Here is a 16,760-nt window from a genome sequence, read left to right as displayed (position 1 = left end):
GCTCGCGATAGCGGTGGGTCAGTCAATATCGGTGTTGAATGTCACACCGCTATCGCGAGCAGGCTCACTCCTACAGGTTGCCCTGCGTATAGCCTGAAAAGTAGCTTCGTTTCCATGACTGCCAAAAAATCCCCCGCCTACATCGGCCGCTTCGCCCCGACCCCCAGTGGCCATCTGCATTTCGGCTCGCTGGTAGCCGCCCTCGCCTCTTACCTCGATGCCCGTTCAGTCGGCGGTCGCTGGCTGGTGCGCATGGAAGATCTCGATCCGCCGCGTGAAGAACCCGGTGCGCAGAGCGCGATTCTCAAGGCGCTGGAAAGCTACGGTTTCGAGTGGGACGGCGACATGGTGCGCCAGAGTGATCGACATGACGCCTACGCCGACGTGCTCAACAGCCTGTTCAATCACGGTCTGGCCTACGCCTGCACCTGCTCGCGCAAACAGCTCGAAGCGTACAACGGCATTTATCCGGGCCTGTGCCGTAACGCTGGACATGATCAACAAGACGCAGCGATCCGCCTGCGCGTGCCGGAGCTGGAATACCATTTCATCGACCGCGTGCAGGGCGAGTACCGCCAGCACTTGGGTCGCGACGTCGGCGATTTCGTCATTCGCCGCCGTGACGGGCTCTACGCCTATCAACTGGCCGTGGTGCTCGATGATGCGTGGCAAGGCATCACCGACATCGTCCGTGGTGCCGACCTGCTCGACTCGACACCGCGCCAGCTCTACCTGCAAGAACTGCTGGGCCTGCGCCAACCGCGTTACCTGCACCTGCCGCTGATTACCCAACCGGACGGCAACAAGCTCGGCAAGTCCTACCGTTCGCCGCCGCTTGAAGCAGATCAGGCCATGCCATTGCTGCTGCGGGCCCTGCGTGCTTTGGGGCAAAATCCCGGCGCCGAACTGGCCCACGCCTCGCCGCAAGAATTGCTCAGTTGGGGCAGCAAGCATTGGGATGCGACGAAGATCCCGCGCACACTGACCCTGCCCGAAGCGCAACTGCTATGACGACACTTGCAGTCGCGCGCCCATCCGTTACCATCGCCGCACGTTTTCGGGCACGCGCATAAAAAAGAGAGGCCGGGATGTACATCTATCGCTTGGTCCTGCTTTTAGTCGTGGGGATCTACCTGTTTTCCCCCGCCATCATGGATTGGTGGATCGACGCTACGGGCGCCTGGTATCGCCCCTATCTGCTTTGGCTGATCCTGATTGTTGTGACCTTCATCCTGCAGAGCCAAAAAGATGCCGATGAGCTTTAGCCTGACCCAGATGATCCTGATCAGCGCCGCGTACCTGGCGGTGCTGTTCGGCGTTGCCTGGGTCAGCGAACGGGGCATGATCCCGCGCGCGATCATTCGCCACCCACTGACGTACACCTTGTCGCTGGGGGTTTACGCCAGTGCGTGGGCGTTCTACGGCACGGTCGGCCTCGCGTATCAGTACGGCTACGGTTTTCTGTCCAGTTACCTCGGCGTGTCCGGCGCGTTTCTGCTGGCGCCGGTGCTGCTCTATCCGATTCTGAAAATCACCCGCACCTATCAACTGTCGTCGCTGGCGGATCTGTTTGCCTTTCGCTTTCGCAGCACCTGGGCCGGTGCGCTGACCACGATCTTCATGCTGATTGGCGTGTTGCCGTTGCTGGCGTTGCAGATTCAAGCGGTCGCCGATTCCATTGGCATCCTCACTGGCGAGCCGGTGCAGAGCCGCGTAGCGCTGGCGTTTTGTGCGCTGATCATCCTGTTCACGATTTTCTTCGGCTCCCGCCACATCGCTACCCGCGAGAAACACGAAGGGCTGGTGTTCGCGATTGCCTTTGAATCGGTGATCAAACTGGTTGCCCTCGGCGGCGTCGGTTTGTATGCGCTGTACGGCGTGTTCGACGGCCCGCAACAACTTGAGGTGTGGCTGCTGCAAAACCAGACCGCCCTCGCCGCGCTGCACACGCCATTGCAGGAGGGCCCGTGGCGCACGCTGTTGCTGGTGTTCTTCGCTTCGGCGATCGTGATGCCGCACATGTATCACATGACGTTTACCGAAAACCTCAATCCACGCTCGCTGGTCAGTGCGAGCTGGGGTTTGCCGCTGTTCCTGCTGTTGATGAGCCTGGCGGTACCGCTGATTTTGTGGGCCGGTCTGAAGCTGGGCGCGACGACCAATCCGGAATATTTCACCCTCGGCATCGGCATCGCCGCCAACAGCAAACCGCTGGCGTTGCTCGCTTACGTCGGTGGTTTATCAGCGGCCAGCGGCCTGATCATCGTCACCACGCTCGCGCTGTCGGGAATGGCGCTGAACCACCTGGTGCTGCCGCTTTATCAGCCGCCGGCTGAAGGCAATATCTACCGTTGGCTGAAGTGGACGCGCCGCGCGCTGATCGTTGCGATCATCATGGCCGGTTTCGGCTTCTACCTGATGCTTGGCGCCGAGCAGGATCTGGCCAACCTTGGCATTGTTGCCTTCGTCGCGACCCTGCAATTCCTCCCGGGCGTGCTGTCTGTGCTGTATTGGCCGACCGCCAATCGCCGTGGCTTTATTGCCGGCCTGTTGGCGGGGATTCTGGTCTGGGTGGTGACCATGCTGTTGCCGCTGGTCAGCAATCTGCAGGGTTTCTACATCCCGCTGCTGAACATGATTTACGTGCTCGACGACACCAGTTGGCACATGGCCGCGATTGCCTCGCTGGCGGCCAACGTGTTGATGTTCACGCTGATCTCGCTGTTCACCAACGCCAGCCCCGAAGAAGCCAGCGCCGCCGAAGCCTGCGCTGTGGATAACGTCCGTCGTCCGCAACGCCGCGAACTGCACGCTGCTTCGCCGCAGGAATTCGCCACGCAACTGGCGAAACCGCTGGGCGCCAAGGCTGCACAGAAAGAAGTCGAACAAGCGCTGCGAGACCTTTATCTGCCCTTCGACGAACGCCGCCCATACGCCTTGCGCCGTTTGCGTGACCGTATCGAGGCCAACCTTTCCGGCCTGATGGGCCCGAGCGTGGCGCAGGACATGGTCGAAACCTTCCTGCCTTACAAGGCGGGCGGCGAAAACTATGTCACCGAAGACATTCACTTCATCGAAAGCCGCCTCGAGGATTACCACTCGCGCCTCACAGGTTTAGCCGCCGAACTCGATGCCTTGCGCCGTTACCACCGGCAGACCCTGCAGGAACTGCCGATGGGCGTCTGCTCGCTGGCCAAGGATCAAGAGATCCTGATGTGGAACAAGGCCATGGAAGAACTCACCGGGATTGCCGCGCAACGCGTGGTCGGTTCGCGCCTGAGCACCATCGGCGAGCCGTGGAAAGAATTGTTGCAGGGCTTCATCAATCTGCCCGACGAGCATTTGCACAAACAGCATCTGGCCCTCGACGGCCAGACCCGCTGGCTGAACCTGCACAAAGCGGCCATCGATGAGCCGCTCGCACCGGGTAACAGTGGTCTGGTGTTACTGGTCGAAGACTTGACCGAAACACAGATGCTCGAAGACAAACTGGTGCACTCCGAACGGCTGGCGAGCATCGGTCGCCTCGCAGCGGGGGTGGCCCACGAAATCGGCAACCCGGTCACCGGCATCGCCTGTCTGGCGCAAAACCTGCGCGAAGAGCGCGAGGAAGACGACGAACTGACGGAAATCAGCGGGCAGATTCTCGAACAGACCAAACGCATATCGCGCATCGTCCAGTCGTTGATGAGTTTCGCCCACGCCGGCAGCCATCAACACAGCGATGAGCCGGTTTGTCTGGCGGAAGTGGCGCAGGACGCGATTGGCCTGCTGGCGCTGAACCGACGCAATTTCGAAGTGCAGTTCTACAACCTGTGCGATCCGGATCACTGGGTCGAAGGCGATCCGCAGCGGCTCGCGCAGGTGTTGATCAATCTGCTTTCAAACGCCCGCGACGCCTCGCCGCCGCACAGTGCGGTACGGGTGAAAAGCGAAGCCGGCGAACACACGGTCGATCTGATCGTCGAAGACGAAGGCAGCGGTATTCCGAAGAACATCATGGACAGATTGTTCGAACCCTTCTTCACCACCAAGGATCCTGGCGAAGGCACCGGTCTGGGCCTTGCACTGGTCTATTCCATCGTTGAAGAGCATTATGGACAAATCACCATCGACAGCCCGGCTGATGTACAAAGCCAACGCGGCACCCGTATCCGGGTGACATTGCCGCGTCATGTCGAAGCGACGTCCGCTGTGAACTGAGACCGTCGAGAGTATCGAATCAATGCCGCACATTTTGATCGTCGAAGACGAAACAATTATCCGCTCCGCCTTGCGCCGCCTGCTGGAACGTAACCAGTACCAGGTCAGCGAAGCCGGTTCAGTGCAGGAAGCACAAGAACGCTTCACCATTCCTACGTTCGACCTGATCGTCAGCGATCTGCGTTTGCCGGGCGCGCCAGGCACCGAGCTGATCAAGCTCGGCCAGGGCACGCCGGTGCTGATCATGACCAGTTATGCCAGCCTGCGCTCGGCGGTCGACTCGATGAAGATGGGCGCGGTGGATTACATCGCCAAGCCTTTCGACCACGATGAAATGCTCCAGGCCGTCGCGCGGATTCTGCGTGATCGCCAATCGGCTCCGGCTGCCGGCGATGCGGTTGCCAGCAAACCGGCCAATGGCAGCGGCAAACCCGCCACTGACAACAGCAACGGCGAAATCGGCATCATTGGTTCGTGCCCGCCGATGCAGGATTTGTACAGCAAGATCCGCAAAGTCGCGCCGACCGATTCCAATGTGTTGATTCAGGGCGAGTCCGGCACCGGTAAAGAACTGGTGGCCCGCGCTCTGCACAACCTGTCGAAACGCGCCAAGGCACCGATGATTTCGGTGAACTGTGCAGCCATTCCGGAAAGCCTGATCGAGTCCGAACTGTTCGGCCATGAAAAAGGTGCGTTCACTGGCGCCAGCGCCGGGCGTGCCGGTCTGGTCGAAGCGGCGGACGGCGGCACGTTGTTCCTCGACGAGATCGGCGAGCTGCCACTGGAAGCTCAGGCCCGTCTGCTGCGCGTGTTGCAGGAAGGTGAAATTCGCCGCGTTGGCTCCGTGCAGTCGCAGAAGGTCGATGTACGCCTGATCGCAGCAACGCACCGGGATCTGAAGAGCCTGGCGAAAATCGGCCAGTTCCGTGAAGACCTTTATTACCGTCTGCACGTGATTGCCCTGAAATTGCCAGCGCTGCGCGAACGCGGTGCCGACGTCAACGAAATCGCCACAGCCTTCCTCGCTCGCCAGAGCGCGCGCATCAACCGTACCGACCTGAAATTTGCTGCCGATGCCGAACAGGCCATTCGTCACTATTCCTGGCCGGGTAACGTGCGCGAGCTGGAAAACGCAGTCGAGCGCGCGGTGATTCTCAGCGAAAGCCCGGAAATCTCTGCCGAACTGCTGGGCATCGACATTGAACTGAGCGATCTGGACGACGACGAGTTCATCGGCCTGCCACCGCAAACCGGTGGTAACGCCAGCAACAGCAGCCATGAGCCGACCGAAGACCTGTCGCTGGAGGATTACTTCCAGCACTTCGTCCTTGAGCATCAGGATCACATGACAGAGACCGAACTGGCGCGCAAACTGGGCGTCAGCCGTAAATGTCTGTGGGAACGCCGTCAGCGTCTGGGCATTCCACGGCGCAAGACCGGGGTCGCCAGCGAGAGCTGAACGTTACCTGTCGAGTGTGCGGGTAACGCTTGAAGAGGTGAAAAAACTGTTACCTCAGTCTTTTCACGTAACAGAAGCCGGGGTTATCGGTAACGAAACCCCGGCTTTTTTTCGCCCCGAGAAAACGGTTATATTGACCTAACCCTTTGTTTTACGGGGTTTCGCAAAAGTTGGCACGACCCCTGCTATATGTTTGGTACAAGAACAATAACAAGCAATGCACAAGACAATAAAAATAAGACGAATCGACTCACGCACAATAAAAACAAGACGGCGAGAGGCGCAGCTAACTGATTCTTTTGGAGAGGCGTTGTATTTGGGGCTTGCCCCACGACCAGGCCGAGAACAACAAAAACTGTCCTAAGACAGAGCCTGTACTGGTTGGATCGTAAGATCACTGCAATTCAGCGACCAAAGCAATCCGTTTGCTCTTGGCTCCCGATTGGGAGGGTCACGAAGGAAAAGCTTCGTGGCGAGGGCACTCAACAAAAACAAGAAGCCCGAATCAATAATAAAAAGAGCACGCAACTACTTCTTGGGGAGCTTCGGCTCCCCTTGTAGTTTCTCCCTCCCGGCAAAATCCCCTGTTTTTAACGCGCGCGACGCCTGTAGCCTGCGGCTTGCAGCTCAAATCGGCCGTGTCCTACACCATCCCCCGACTAAATGCTAGAATCTGCGCCCATCATGCGGTCATTCTTTGGTATGGCCGAACATTCCTTCAAACAGTGCATCCCATGCTGAAGAAGTTGTTCCAGTCATTCCGAACTCCCGTGCGTCGTACGCAACACATCCGTAGCACCCCTGAAGTGCTCAACAGCGGTCAACACTCGCTGCAGAAAACGCAGTTCAGCCGCTATGCGGTGAATATTGTCGAACGCCTGCAAGGTGCCGGTTACCAGGCTTATCTGGTCGGTGGTTGCGTGCGTGACATGCTGCTGGGCATCACGCCCAAGGATTTCGACGTCGCCACCAGCGCCACGCCTGAGCAAGTCCGTGCCGAATTCCGCAATGCGCGGATCATTGGCCGTCGCTTCAAACTGGTGCATATCCATTTCGGTCGCGAAATCATCGAAGTCGCGACCTTCCGCGCCAATCACCCGGTCAACGAAGACGACGAGGACAGCAATCAGTCCTCGCGTAACGAGAGCGGGCGGATTCTGCGCGACAACGTTTACGGCACGCTGGAAGAAGACGCGCAACGCCGCGACTTCACCATCAACGCCCTGTATTACGATCCGGTCAGCGAGCGCATTCTCGACTACGCCAACGGCGTACACGACATCCGCAATCACCTGATCCGTCTGATCGGCGATCCGAAGCAGCGCTACCAGGAAGACCCGGTGCGCATGCTGCGGGCCGTGCGTTTCGCCGCCAAGCTCAACTTCGGCATCGAGAAGCACACCGTGCAGCCGATCCGCGAGCTGGCGCCGATGCTGCGCGAGATCCCGTCGGCGCGTTTGTTCGAAGAAGTGCTCAAGCTGTTCCTCTCGGGACACGGCGCAATTACCTTCGAAATGCTGGTCGATCTGCAACTGTTCGCCCCGCTGTTCCCGGCCAGTGCCGATGCGCTGGAACACAACCCGGAATACACCCACACGCTGATCAGCGAAGCGCTGACCAACACCGACCTGCGCATCAAGCAGAACAAACCGGTGACCCCGGCGTTCCTGTTTGCCGCGCTGCTGTGGCCAGCCCTGCCGGCCCGCGTGTTGCGCTTGCAAGAACGTGGCATGCCGCCAATCCCTGCGATGCAGGAAGGCGCCCACGAGCTGATCGCCGAACAGTGCCAGCGCATCGCGATTCCAAAGCGTTTCACCATGCCGATCCGCGAGATCTGGGACATGCAGGAACGCTTGCCACGCCGCAGCGGCAAACGCGCCGACCTGTTGCTGGACAATCCGCGTTTCCGCGCCGGTTACGACTTCCTGCTGTTGCGTGAAAGCGCCGGCGAAGAGACTGACGGCCTCGGCGAATGGTGGACGGATTATCAGGACGCCAACGAAAGCGAACGTCGCGACATGATTCGCGACCTCAGCGGCAAAGGTGATGACGCCAGCGGCGCACCACGCAAACGTCGCCGCAGCGGCGGTTCCAAGCGCAAACGCGCCGGCGCCCCGAGCGCTTCGACCGGCGAGTAAAAGCATGGAACGCATCTACATCGGCATGGGCAGCAACCTCGCTGACCCCGCCGAACAATTGCGCAGCGCCGTCGAGGCGCTGGGGCAATTGTCGCAAACCACGCTGGTGGGCGTTTCGGCCTTCTATCAAAGTGATTCGTTGTTGCCGGGCCAGCCGCGTTACACCAACGCGGTCGCGGCGCTCGACAGCTCGCTTACCCCGATTGAGTTGCTCGATGCCTTGCAAGCGATCGAGAATGATCAGGGCCGCGAACGCCTGGAGCGCTGGGGCCCGCGTACGCTGGATCTGGATATTCTGCTGTTCGGTGATCGTTTGATCGACGAGCCACGGCTGAAAGTCCCGCATTACCAGATTCAGGAACGCGCGTTCGTGCTGTATCCGCTCGCCGAACTGGCGCCGGCGGATCTCCATCTGCCCGATGGCCGCACCTTAGCCGACCTGCTCGCCGCCTGCCCGTTCATCGGCCTGGAACGCCTGCCCCACCCCTGACACAACTCTCCCTGTAGGAGCTGTCGAGTGAAACGAGGCTGCGATCTTTTGATTTTCAAAAGCAACATCAAAAGATCGCAGCGTTCCGCAGCTCCTACAGATGGGGGTGATCCCCATAGAGTTTTGTCGGACAAAAACTCCTCGAATCAGGCCCGCCGCGCCGCTGAATCGCATCAGTAACGCCGGTAACACTCCCCTCGTAACAATGCGGTAACACACGCAATTGACTTCCTCGGTTCTCCTCACGACTATAGGCGTCCCGCTGCCGCCAACCCGGCACATACGGGCGCAATCCAGGCCTTATAAGCACGACAAAAGAGCGTGCGCCTGAGTAAATGAAGAATCACGCGCGTTACTCGCAGTAGTTTCCAGAGCGCCTGAACGAGGATTTTTTACATGCCAGCCATCACCCTGACCACGCTCCAGAGCCTCAAGCAGAAAGGTGAAAAGATCACCATGCTGACCTGCTATGACGCGACCTTCGCCCACGCCTGCAACGAAGCCGGTGTCGAAGTGCTGCTGGTGGGCGACTCCCTCGGCATGGTGCTGCAAGGTCACGACAGCACCTTGCCGGTGACCACCGCAGAAATGGCCTACCACACCGCGTGCGTCAAACGCGGTAACACCGACGCCCTGATCCTGGCTGACTTGCCGTTCATGGCCAACGCCACCCTCGAACAAACCATGATGAACAGCGCCATGCTGATGCAGGCCGGTGCGCACATGGTCAAAGTCGAAGGTCAGCTGTGGCTGGCGGAGTCGATCCGTCTGCTCGCCGAACGCGGTGTGCCGGTGTGCGCGCACATGGGCCTGACCCCGCAAGCGGTGAACATCCTTGGTGGCTATAAAGTGCAGGGCCGCAACGAAAACCAGGCGCGGCAGATGCGTGCCGATGCGATCTCGCTGGAGCAGGCTGGCGCGTCCATGCTGCTGCTCGAATGCGTGCCAAGCGAACTGGCTGCGGAAATCACCCAGGCGGTGAAGATTCCGGTTATCGGCATCGGCGCCGGTTCGGATACCGACGGCCAGGTGCTAGTGCTGCACGACATGCTCGGTCTGTCGATCACCGGTCGCGTACCGAAATTCGTCAAAAACTTCATGCACGACCAGGACAACATCCAGTCCGCATTGAAGGCTTACGTTAGCGAAGTCAAAGCTGCCACGTTCCCTGGCATCGAACACGGATTCTCTGCATGAACACCGTAAAAACCGTACGCGAACTGCGCGCCGCCGTCGCCCGCGCGCGCAGTGAAGGCAAGCGCATCGGCTTCGTGCCGACCATGGGCAACCTGCACAGCGGCCACGTCGCCCTGGTGACCAAAGCCACGCAACGCGTGGATTTCGTGGTGGCGAGCATTTTCGTCAACCCGCTGCAATTCGGCGCCGGCGAAGACCTCGACAAGTACCCGCGCACCCTCGCGGCGGATCAGGAAAAACTGCTTGAAGCCGGTTGCTCCCTGCTGTTCGCGCCGACCGTTGAGGAAATGTACCCCGACGGCATGGCCGGGCAGACCCGGGTCAGCGTGCCGCAACTGTCCGAGGGCCTGTGCGGCGCCAGCCGTCCGGGACACTTCGAGGGCGTCGCGACCGTGGTCAGCAAGCTGTTCAACATGGTGCAGCCGGATCTGGCGATTTTCGGTCAGAAGGACTTCCAGCAACTGGCGGTGATCCGCGCGCTGGTGCATGACCTGAACATGCCGATCCAGATCATCGGCGAACCGACCGTACGCGCTGCGGACGGTCTGGCGCTGTCATCGCGCAACGGCTTCCTTAATGAGGAACAACGCGCGGTAGCCCCAGTGGTTTATCGCACGCTGAGCAACATTGCCGAGTCGATCAAGCAAGGCGAGCGTGATTTCCCGGCGCTGATCAGTGCCCAGCTGCAACAGCTGGAAGCGGCGGGCCTGCGTCCGGATTACCTGGAAATCCGCCATGCGCTGACCTTGCGTCCGGCGACGGCAGAAGACCGTGATCTGGTGATTCTGCTGGCCGCGTTCCTCGGTACTACGCGATTGATCGACAACCTGCACCTGAATCTCGACGCCCCGGTTTAACAGCAAAATCAAAAGATCGCAGCCTGCGGCAGCTCCTACATAACCCCGTAGGAGCTGCCGAAGGCTGCGATCTTTTGCGTTGTATTGCCGCCCCCAGAGCCTTCGGGCACACTGCCCGCCGTTCGATTCCAACCCGGGAGGTTCAGCTTGCCCGACCTCGCCCTCCCCCTCCGTTTGTCGGCCACTCCCTGTATTAAATGTTAAAAAAGTACAGGGATCAGGTCAGAAGAAGTCAAGACAGATCGCAGCGCGAGGTTTACTGTATTCGCCCTGCGTCGATAAATCGTGTAGACGCAGTTGACCGCGCACCCAAACATGGCGCGCCGGTCTGATCCGTGTTCAGAAGCCGTTCAAGTAAAAAGGAAAACCGCAGCGATGGCGTATTACCTCACTCCTCAAGACGTTACCGCTCTGCCCGCCTGGCAAGCGTTGAAAGATCACCGCCAAGCCATGCAGGATTTCAGCATGCGCGAGGCCTTCAACGCCGATCCGCAGCGCTTCAATCAGTTCACCCTCAGCAGCTGCGGCCTGTTTCTCGATTATTCGAAGAATTTGATCAACGCCGAGACCCGCAATCTGCTCGTGGGTCTGGCCAATGAAGTCGATCTGAAGGGCGCGATCAAAGCGCTGTTCGAAGGCGAAATCGTCAACACCTCCGAAGGTCGGCCGGCGCTGCACACCGCCCTGCGCCGCCCGGTGGGCGACAAGCTGTCGGTCAACGGCGTCAACGTGATGCCGGAAGTCCACAAAGTACTGAACCAGATCACCGACCTCGTGGGCCGCATCCACGACGGTCTGTGGCGCGGTTACACCGAGAAGCCGATCACTGACGTGGTCAACATCGGCATCGGTGGCTCGTTCCTCGGCCCTGAGCTGGTTTCCGAAGCACTGCTGTCGTACGCGCAGAAAGGCGTACGTTGCCACTATCTGGCAAACATCGACGGCAGCGAATTCCACGAGCTGACGCAGAAACTGCGCGCCGAGACCACGCTGTTCATCGTTTCGTCGAAATCCTTCAACACCCTCGAAACCCTGAAGAACGCTCAGGCCGCACGTGCCTGGTACCTGGCGCAGGGCGGTTCGGAAGCCGAGCTGTATCGCCACTTCATCGCCGTCTCGAGCAACAACGCCGCGGCTGTGGCGTTCGGTATTCGTGAAGAAAACATCTTCCCGATGTGGGACTGGGTTGGCGGTCGTTACTCGCTGTGGTCGGCGATCGGTTTGCCGATTGCGCTGGCCATCGGCATGTCCAACTTCAAGGAATTGCTGTCCGGTGCCTACACCATGGATCAGCATTTCCAGACTGCGCCATTCGAGCAGAACATGCCGGTGCTGTTGGGCTTGCTGGGTGTGTGGTACGGCAACTTCTGGGGCGCGCAAAGCCACGCGATCCTGCCGTACGACCACTACCTGCGCAACATCACCAAGCACTTGCAACAACTGGACATGGAATCCAATGGCAAGAGCGTGCGTCAGGACGGCACCCCGGTGTCGACCGATACTGGCCCGGTGATCTGGGGCGGCGTCGGCTGCAACGGTCAGCACGCTTACCACCAGTTGCTGCACCAAGGTTCGCAACTGATCCCGGCCGACTTCATCGTGCCGATCGTCAGCTTCAACCCGGTTGCTGACCACCATCAGTGGCTGTACGCGAACTGCCTGTCGCAGAGCCAGGCGCTGATGCTCGGCAAGACTTTGCCGGAAGCAGAAGCCGAGCTGCGCGAAAAAGGCATGAGCGAAGAGCAAGTGCACAAACTCGCACCGCACAAGGTGATCCCGGGCAACCGTCCGAGCAACACCCTCGTCGTTGAACGCATCAGCCCGCGTCGTCTCGGCGCACTGGTGGCGATGTATGAACACAAAGTGTTCGTCCAGAGCGTGGTCTGGGGCATCAATGCCTTCGATCAGTGGGGCGTGGAGTTGGGCAAGGAACTGGGCAAAGGCGTTTACAACCGTCTGGTGGGCAGCGATGAAACCACCGCTGACGACCCGTCCACCCAGGGCCTGATCAACTACTTCCGCGGTCGTCACCGCGGGTGATTTGATGGCTCAGCCCACAGGCAAATCCTGTGGGCACAGAAACCTTTGTAGGAGCAGAGCTTGCTCGCGAAGACGGTATGTCATTCAACATCTGTGTTGGCTGAACCACCGCTTTCGCGAGCAAGCTCTGCTCCTACAGTTGTTTTGGGGTGTATTCAAAATGGAGGACAGCCATCAGATTCCTGATCCGGCTTGAACCCTTCGCCCTCTCGGCGCATCTTTATTCTTCGCACAACAAGAATAAGGAACCGTCATGTTCGATATCAGCACGTTCCCCAAAGCCGATGCCGTCCGCCGGGCTGCGCAATTGAGTCAGGATGACTATCGGCGCCTGTACCGCGAATCCATTGAACACCCCGACACCTTCTGGGCCGAGCAAGCCACGCGCTTCCTCGACTGGAGCACACCGTGGCAAACCGTTCAGCGCTATGACCTGAAAACCGGTGAAGCCGCCTGGTTTGCCGGGGGCAAACTGAACGTCAGCTACAACTGCATCGACCGCCATCTCGAACAACGCGGCGAGCAGACCGCCTTGCTCTGGGAAGGCGACGACCCTGCCGAATCAGCGCAAATCACTTACAAAAAACTTCACCACCATGTCTGCCGCCTGGCCAACGTGCTGAAAAGCCGTGGCGTGAAAAAAGGCGACCGGGTGTGCATTTACATGCCGATGATCCCCGAAGCCGCTTACGCGATGCTTGCCTGCACGAGGATTGGCGCGGTGCATTCGGTGGTGTTTGGCGGCTTTTCTCCCGATTCCCTGCGTGACCGCATTCTCGATGCCGACTGCCGCACGGTGATCACCGCCGACGAAGGTGTGCGCGGTGGCAAGTTTGTGCCGCTGAAGCAGAACGTCGACAAAGCCCTGCAACGTTGCCCGGACGTCAGCACCGTCGTGGTGGTTGAACGCTCTCAAGGCAAGGTCGACTGGGTCGAAGGTCGCGACCTCTGGTATCACCAAGCCGTGCGCGACGTCAGCGACGATTGCCCGCCGGAACCGATGGACGCCGAAGATCCGCTGTTCATCCTCTACACCTCCGGCAGCACCGGCAAACCCAAAGGCGTGCTGCACACCACCGGTGGCTACTTGCTGCAAGCGGCGATGACCTTCAAATACGTGCTCGATTACCGTGACGGCGAAGTGTTCTGGTGCACCGCCGACGTCGGCTGGGTCACCGGCCACAGCTACATCGTCTACGGCCCGTTGGCTAACGGTGCGACCACATTGATGTTCGAAGGCGTGCCGAGCTATCCGAGCAGTTCACGTTTCTGGCAGGTCATCGATAAACACAAGGTCAACATTTTCTACACCGCGCCCACCGCCCTGCGCGCGTTGATGCGCGAAGGTGCCGAACCGTTGCAGGAAACGTCGCGCGCCAGCCTCAGATTACTCGGCAGCGTCGGTGAGCCGATTAACCCGGAAGCGTGGGAATGGTATTTCAACGTGGTCGGCGAACAGCGCTGCCCGATTGTCGATACCTGGTGGCAGACCGAGACCGGCGGCATCATGCTCAGCCCGCTGGTCAGTGCGCAGCGGATCAAACCGGGCTGCGCCACACAGCCGATGTTCGGCGTGCAACCGGTGTTGCTCGACGAGCAAGGCAAGGAAATCCAAGGCGCCGGCAGCGGCGTGCTGGCGATCAAATCCAGTTGGCCGGCGCAGATTCGCAGCGTCTATGGCGACCCGCAGCGGATGGTCGACACCTATTTCAAACCTTACCCCGGCTATTACTTCACCGGCGACGGCGCACGACGCGATGAGGACGGCGATTACTGGATCACCGGGCGCATCGACGACGTGATCAATGTGTCCGGTCACCGCATTGGCACCGCTGAAGTGGAAAGTGCCTTGGTGTTGCACGACAGCATCGCCGAGGCCGCCGTGGTCGGTTATCCGCACGACGTCAAAGGTCAGGGCATCTATGCCTTCGTCACGCCCATGAACGGCACTGAACCCAACGATGAACTGAAGAAAGAATTGCTCGCCCACGTCAGCAAGGAAATCGGCAGCTTCGCCAAACCGGATCTGATCCAGTGGGCGCCGGCCTTGCCGAAAACCCGCTCAGGCAAGATCATGCGCCGCATCCTGCGCAAGATCGCCTGCAACGAACTCGACAGCCTCGGCGACACTTCGACCCTGGCCGACCCGAGCGTGGTGCAAGGCCTGATCGACAAGCGCCTCAATCAGTAACACGTCGGGCGCGGTCAACCGGCCGCGCCCGCCCTTCTTCACTGAGTGGTCATGGAATTCATCCGCAGTCGCATCGAAAACCAACTCATGAGCCTGACCGGGTTGTCCCTCGGCCAGCTCGATCTGGAAAACCCCAAGGGCGATCCCGGCCTGTTCGGCCCCGACTCGGTCAGTTGGCAGGTGCACGGCGATTTCAGCAGCATGTTGATCGGCGGCATCAGCGCGTTGTTGCTGCAAGCCCTGCATCCGCTGGCGCTGGCCGGGGTTTGGGATCATTCGAATTTTCGTCAGGACATGCTTGGGCGCTTGCGGCGTACCAGCCAGTTTGTCTCCGGTACGACGTTTGGCTCGCGGCGAGATGCCGACTGGTTGATCGAGAAAGTCCGCACCATTCACCTGCAAGTGGTGGGTACAGCGCCGGACGGCCGCCCTTATGCGGCCAGTGATCCGGACTTGCTGACGTGGGTGCATGTGGCCGAGGTCAGCAACTTTCTGGCGGCGCATTTGCGCTATCGCAATCCGCAGTTGTCGCTGGCTGATCAGGATCGTTATTACGCCGAGATCGCCGTGGTCGCCGAACGCCTAGGCGCACGCGATGTGCCCAAGTCGCGGCAGGCCGTGGCCGATTATCTGCAACGCCTGCGCCCGCAATTGCTGTGCGATGAACGCAGCCGTGAGGTTTTGCGTTTGTTGCTGGCCGCACCGGCGCCGAGTGTTCTGGCGCGACCGTTTGGCGATCTGATGATGAAGGCGGGCATTGATCTGCTGCCGGACTGGGCCAGCGACATGCTCGAGGTGCGGCAGAGTTCGCTGCAACGCCAGTTGATTCGCGCCAGCGTCAAACGCAGCGCACCGATGCTGCGCTGGGCGATGCGCAATGGTTCGGTGCAACGAGCGAAACGCAGGATGGGGCTGAGCTGACGCTCAGAGCTGCAAGCTGCAAGTTTTGAGCTTGAAGCTTGAAGCTTGGAGCTTGCAGCTCAGTAACTGTTAAACTCCCGCGCCCCAATTCTCTCCAGCAAGGCGCATGCATGTCTTCCTTGAATCAGGCGCTGCGCGCCGCCCTCGATCAACGCCAGGACTTGCTCGCTGTGCTGCACAGCCAGGGCACCGATTGCTATCGGCTGTTCCACGGCAGCCAGGAAGGCGCCGGCGGTCTGACCATCGACCGCTATGGCCCGCAACTGCTGGTGCAGAGTTTTCACCAGACGCTTGAGCGTGACGACCTGCTGCAACTGCACGCGATGGTCAATCAAACCCTGGGCCTGGAAACCTTGCTGGTCTACAACGACCGCTCCCGTGGCAACTCGCGCATCGACCGTGAAGACAGCGTCTACAAAGCCGAAGAAGCTGCGCTGGCCGATCTGGTCGGTCACGAATGGGGCCTCAATTACCGCGTGCGCGGACGTCACGCCGGGCAGGATCCGCTGCTGTTCCTCGACCTGCGCAACACTCGTGGCTGGGTCAAGGAGCACACCAAAGGCAAATCCGTGCTCAACCTGTTCGCCTACACCTGCGGCGTCGGCCTCAGTGCCGCAGCCGGTGGCGCCCGTGAAGTGTGCAATCTGGATTTCGCCGAAGGTAACTTGGCGGTCGGTCGCGAAAACGGTTTGCTCAATCCGCAGTTGCCGGAGATGGAATTCATTCAGTCGGATTATTTTCCGGCCATCCGCCAACTCGCCGGCCTGCCGATCAGCCAGCGTCGCGGGCAGAAACTGCCGAGCTATCAGCGCCTCGAACAGCGTCAGTACGATCTGGTGCTGCTCGATCCGCCGGCCTGGGCCAAGAGCGCGTTCGGCACCGTTGACCTGCTGCGCGATTATCAAAGCCTGCTCAAACCCGCGCTGCTGACCACCGCCGACAACGGCGTACTCATTTGCTGCAACAATCTGGCGAAAGTCAGCATGGACGACTGGCGCGAACAAGTCCTGCGCTGCGCCGAAAAGGCCGGCCGCCCGGTGCGTGAGTGGAGCGTGATGACCCCGGGTGCAGACTTCCCGTCCATGGATCAGCAACCGCCACTGAAAACCCTGATCCTGCAGCTATAACCCCTCTTGCATGATGTACAACTTCCCCCTGTGGGAGCGAGCCTGCTCGCGAAAGCGGTGTATCAGCCAACACATAGTGTGACTGGTAGGACGCCTTCGCGAGCAGGCTCGCTCCCACAAGGGATCTGTGTTTTGAG

At 60.0% G+C, this 16,760-nt stretch carries 12 protein-coding genes; all 12 read left to right on the top strand.

All coding sequences use genetic code 11. From position 1 onward, the window contains the following. Positions 1–114 precede the first annotated feature (114 nt). The 12 genes from gluQRS (at position 115) to QMX93_RS24390 (ending at position 16,623) form a co-directional block, all read left to right on the top strand. Complete coding sequence (gene gluQRS / locus QMX93_RS24445; RefSeq protein WP_282358249.1) at positions 115–1,011, top strand: tRNA glutamyl-Q(34) synthetase GluQRS; 897 nt, start codon at positions 115–117, stop codon at positions 1,009–1,011. A 77-nt stretch (positions 1,012–1,088) separates the two neighbouring features. Beyond that, positions 1,089–1,265 carry a hypothetical protein gene (locus tag QMX93_RS24440; protein ID WP_003176118.1) on the top strand — a complete coding sequence of 59 codons (177 nt, stop codon included), beginning with the start codon at positions 1,089–1,091 and terminating at the stop codon, positions 1,263–1,265. Beyond that, on the top strand, positions 1,249–4,203 hold the full coding sequence (locus tag QMX93_RS24435; RefSeq protein WP_282358248.1) for a sensor histidine kinase: 2,955 nt from the start codon (positions 1,249–1,251) through the stop codon (positions 4,201–4,203). Before QMX93_RS24440 ends, QMX93_RS24435 begins: the two co-directional genes overlap by 17 nt. 22 nt (positions 4,204–4,225) lie before the next feature. Beyond that, complete coding sequence (locus QMX93_RS24430; RefSeq protein ID WP_159815136.1) at positions 4,226–5,662, top strand: sigma-54 dependent transcriptional regulator; 1,437 nt, start codon at positions 4,226–4,228, stop codon at positions 5,660–5,662. 734 nt (positions 5,663–6,396) lie between these two features. Then, positions 6,397–7,800: a polynucleotide adenylyltransferase PcnB gene (locus QMX93_RS24425; protein WP_053123896.1), complete on the top strand. Its 1,404-nt coding sequence runs from the start codon at positions 6,397–6,399 to the stop codon at positions 7,798–7,800. Between the two features lie 4 nt (positions 7,801–7,804). Then, complete coding sequence (folK, locus tag QMX93_RS24420; protein ID WP_282358245.1) at positions 7,805–8,290, top strand: 2-amino-4-hydroxy-6-hydroxymethyldihydropteridine diphosphokinase; 486 nt, start codon at positions 7,805–7,807, stop codon at positions 8,288–8,290. 396 nt (positions 8,291–8,686) lie between these two features. Beyond that, on the top strand, positions 8,687–9,487 hold the full coding sequence (gene panB, locus QMX93_RS24415; protein WP_053123900.1) for a 3-methyl-2-oxobutanoate hydroxymethyltransferase: 801 nt from the start codon (positions 8,687–8,689) through the stop codon (positions 9,485–9,487). Then, entirely contained in the window at positions 9,484–10,344 is an 861-nt protein-coding gene (gene panC, locus QMX93_RS24410; RefSeq protein ID WP_282358244.1) for a pantoate--beta-alanine ligase, read from the top strand. Before panB ends, panC begins: the two co-directional genes overlap by 4 nt. A gap of 375 nt (positions 10,345–10,719) precedes the next feature. Further along, positions 10,720–12,384 (top strand): glucose-6-phosphate isomerase, encoded by a 1,665-nt coding sequence (gene pgi / locus QMX93_RS24405; RefSeq protein WP_053123903.1) that lies wholly within the window; start codon positions 10,720–10,722, stop codon positions 12,382–12,384. Between the two features lie 253 nt (positions 12,385–12,637). Continuing rightward, entirely contained in the window at positions 12,638–14,575 is a 1,938-nt protein-coding gene (gene acs, locus QMX93_RS24400; RefSeq protein ID WP_282358243.1) for an acetate--CoA ligase, read from the top strand. Between the two features lie 51 nt (positions 14,576–14,626). Next, the gene (locus tag QMX93_RS24395; RefSeq protein ID WP_053123908.1) at positions 14,627–15,496 is read left to right on the top strand and encodes an oxygenase MpaB family protein; all 870 of its coding nucleotides are present in this window, start codon (positions 14,627–14,629) and stop codon (positions 15,494–15,496) included. Between the two features lie 110 nt (positions 15,497–15,606). Next, positions 15,607–16,623, top strand: coding sequence for a class I SAM-dependent methyltransferase (locus QMX93_RS24390; RefSeq protein ID WP_282358241.1), 1,017 nt, complete (start codon positions 15,607–15,609; stop codon positions 16,621–16,623). Positions 16,624–16,760: the final 137 nt, after the last annotated feature.

Origin of the sequence: Pseudomonas sp. PS01303 (genome assembly GCF_029959385.1) — a bacterium.
GTDB classification, from domain to species: Bacteria; Pseudomonadota; Gammaproteobacteria; order Pseudomonadales; family Pseudomonadaceae; genus Aquipseudomonas; species Aquipseudomonas rustica.
The sequence above is the reverse complement of the archived record's forward strand: the minus strand, read 5'-3'. Positions and strand labels throughout refer to the sequence as shown.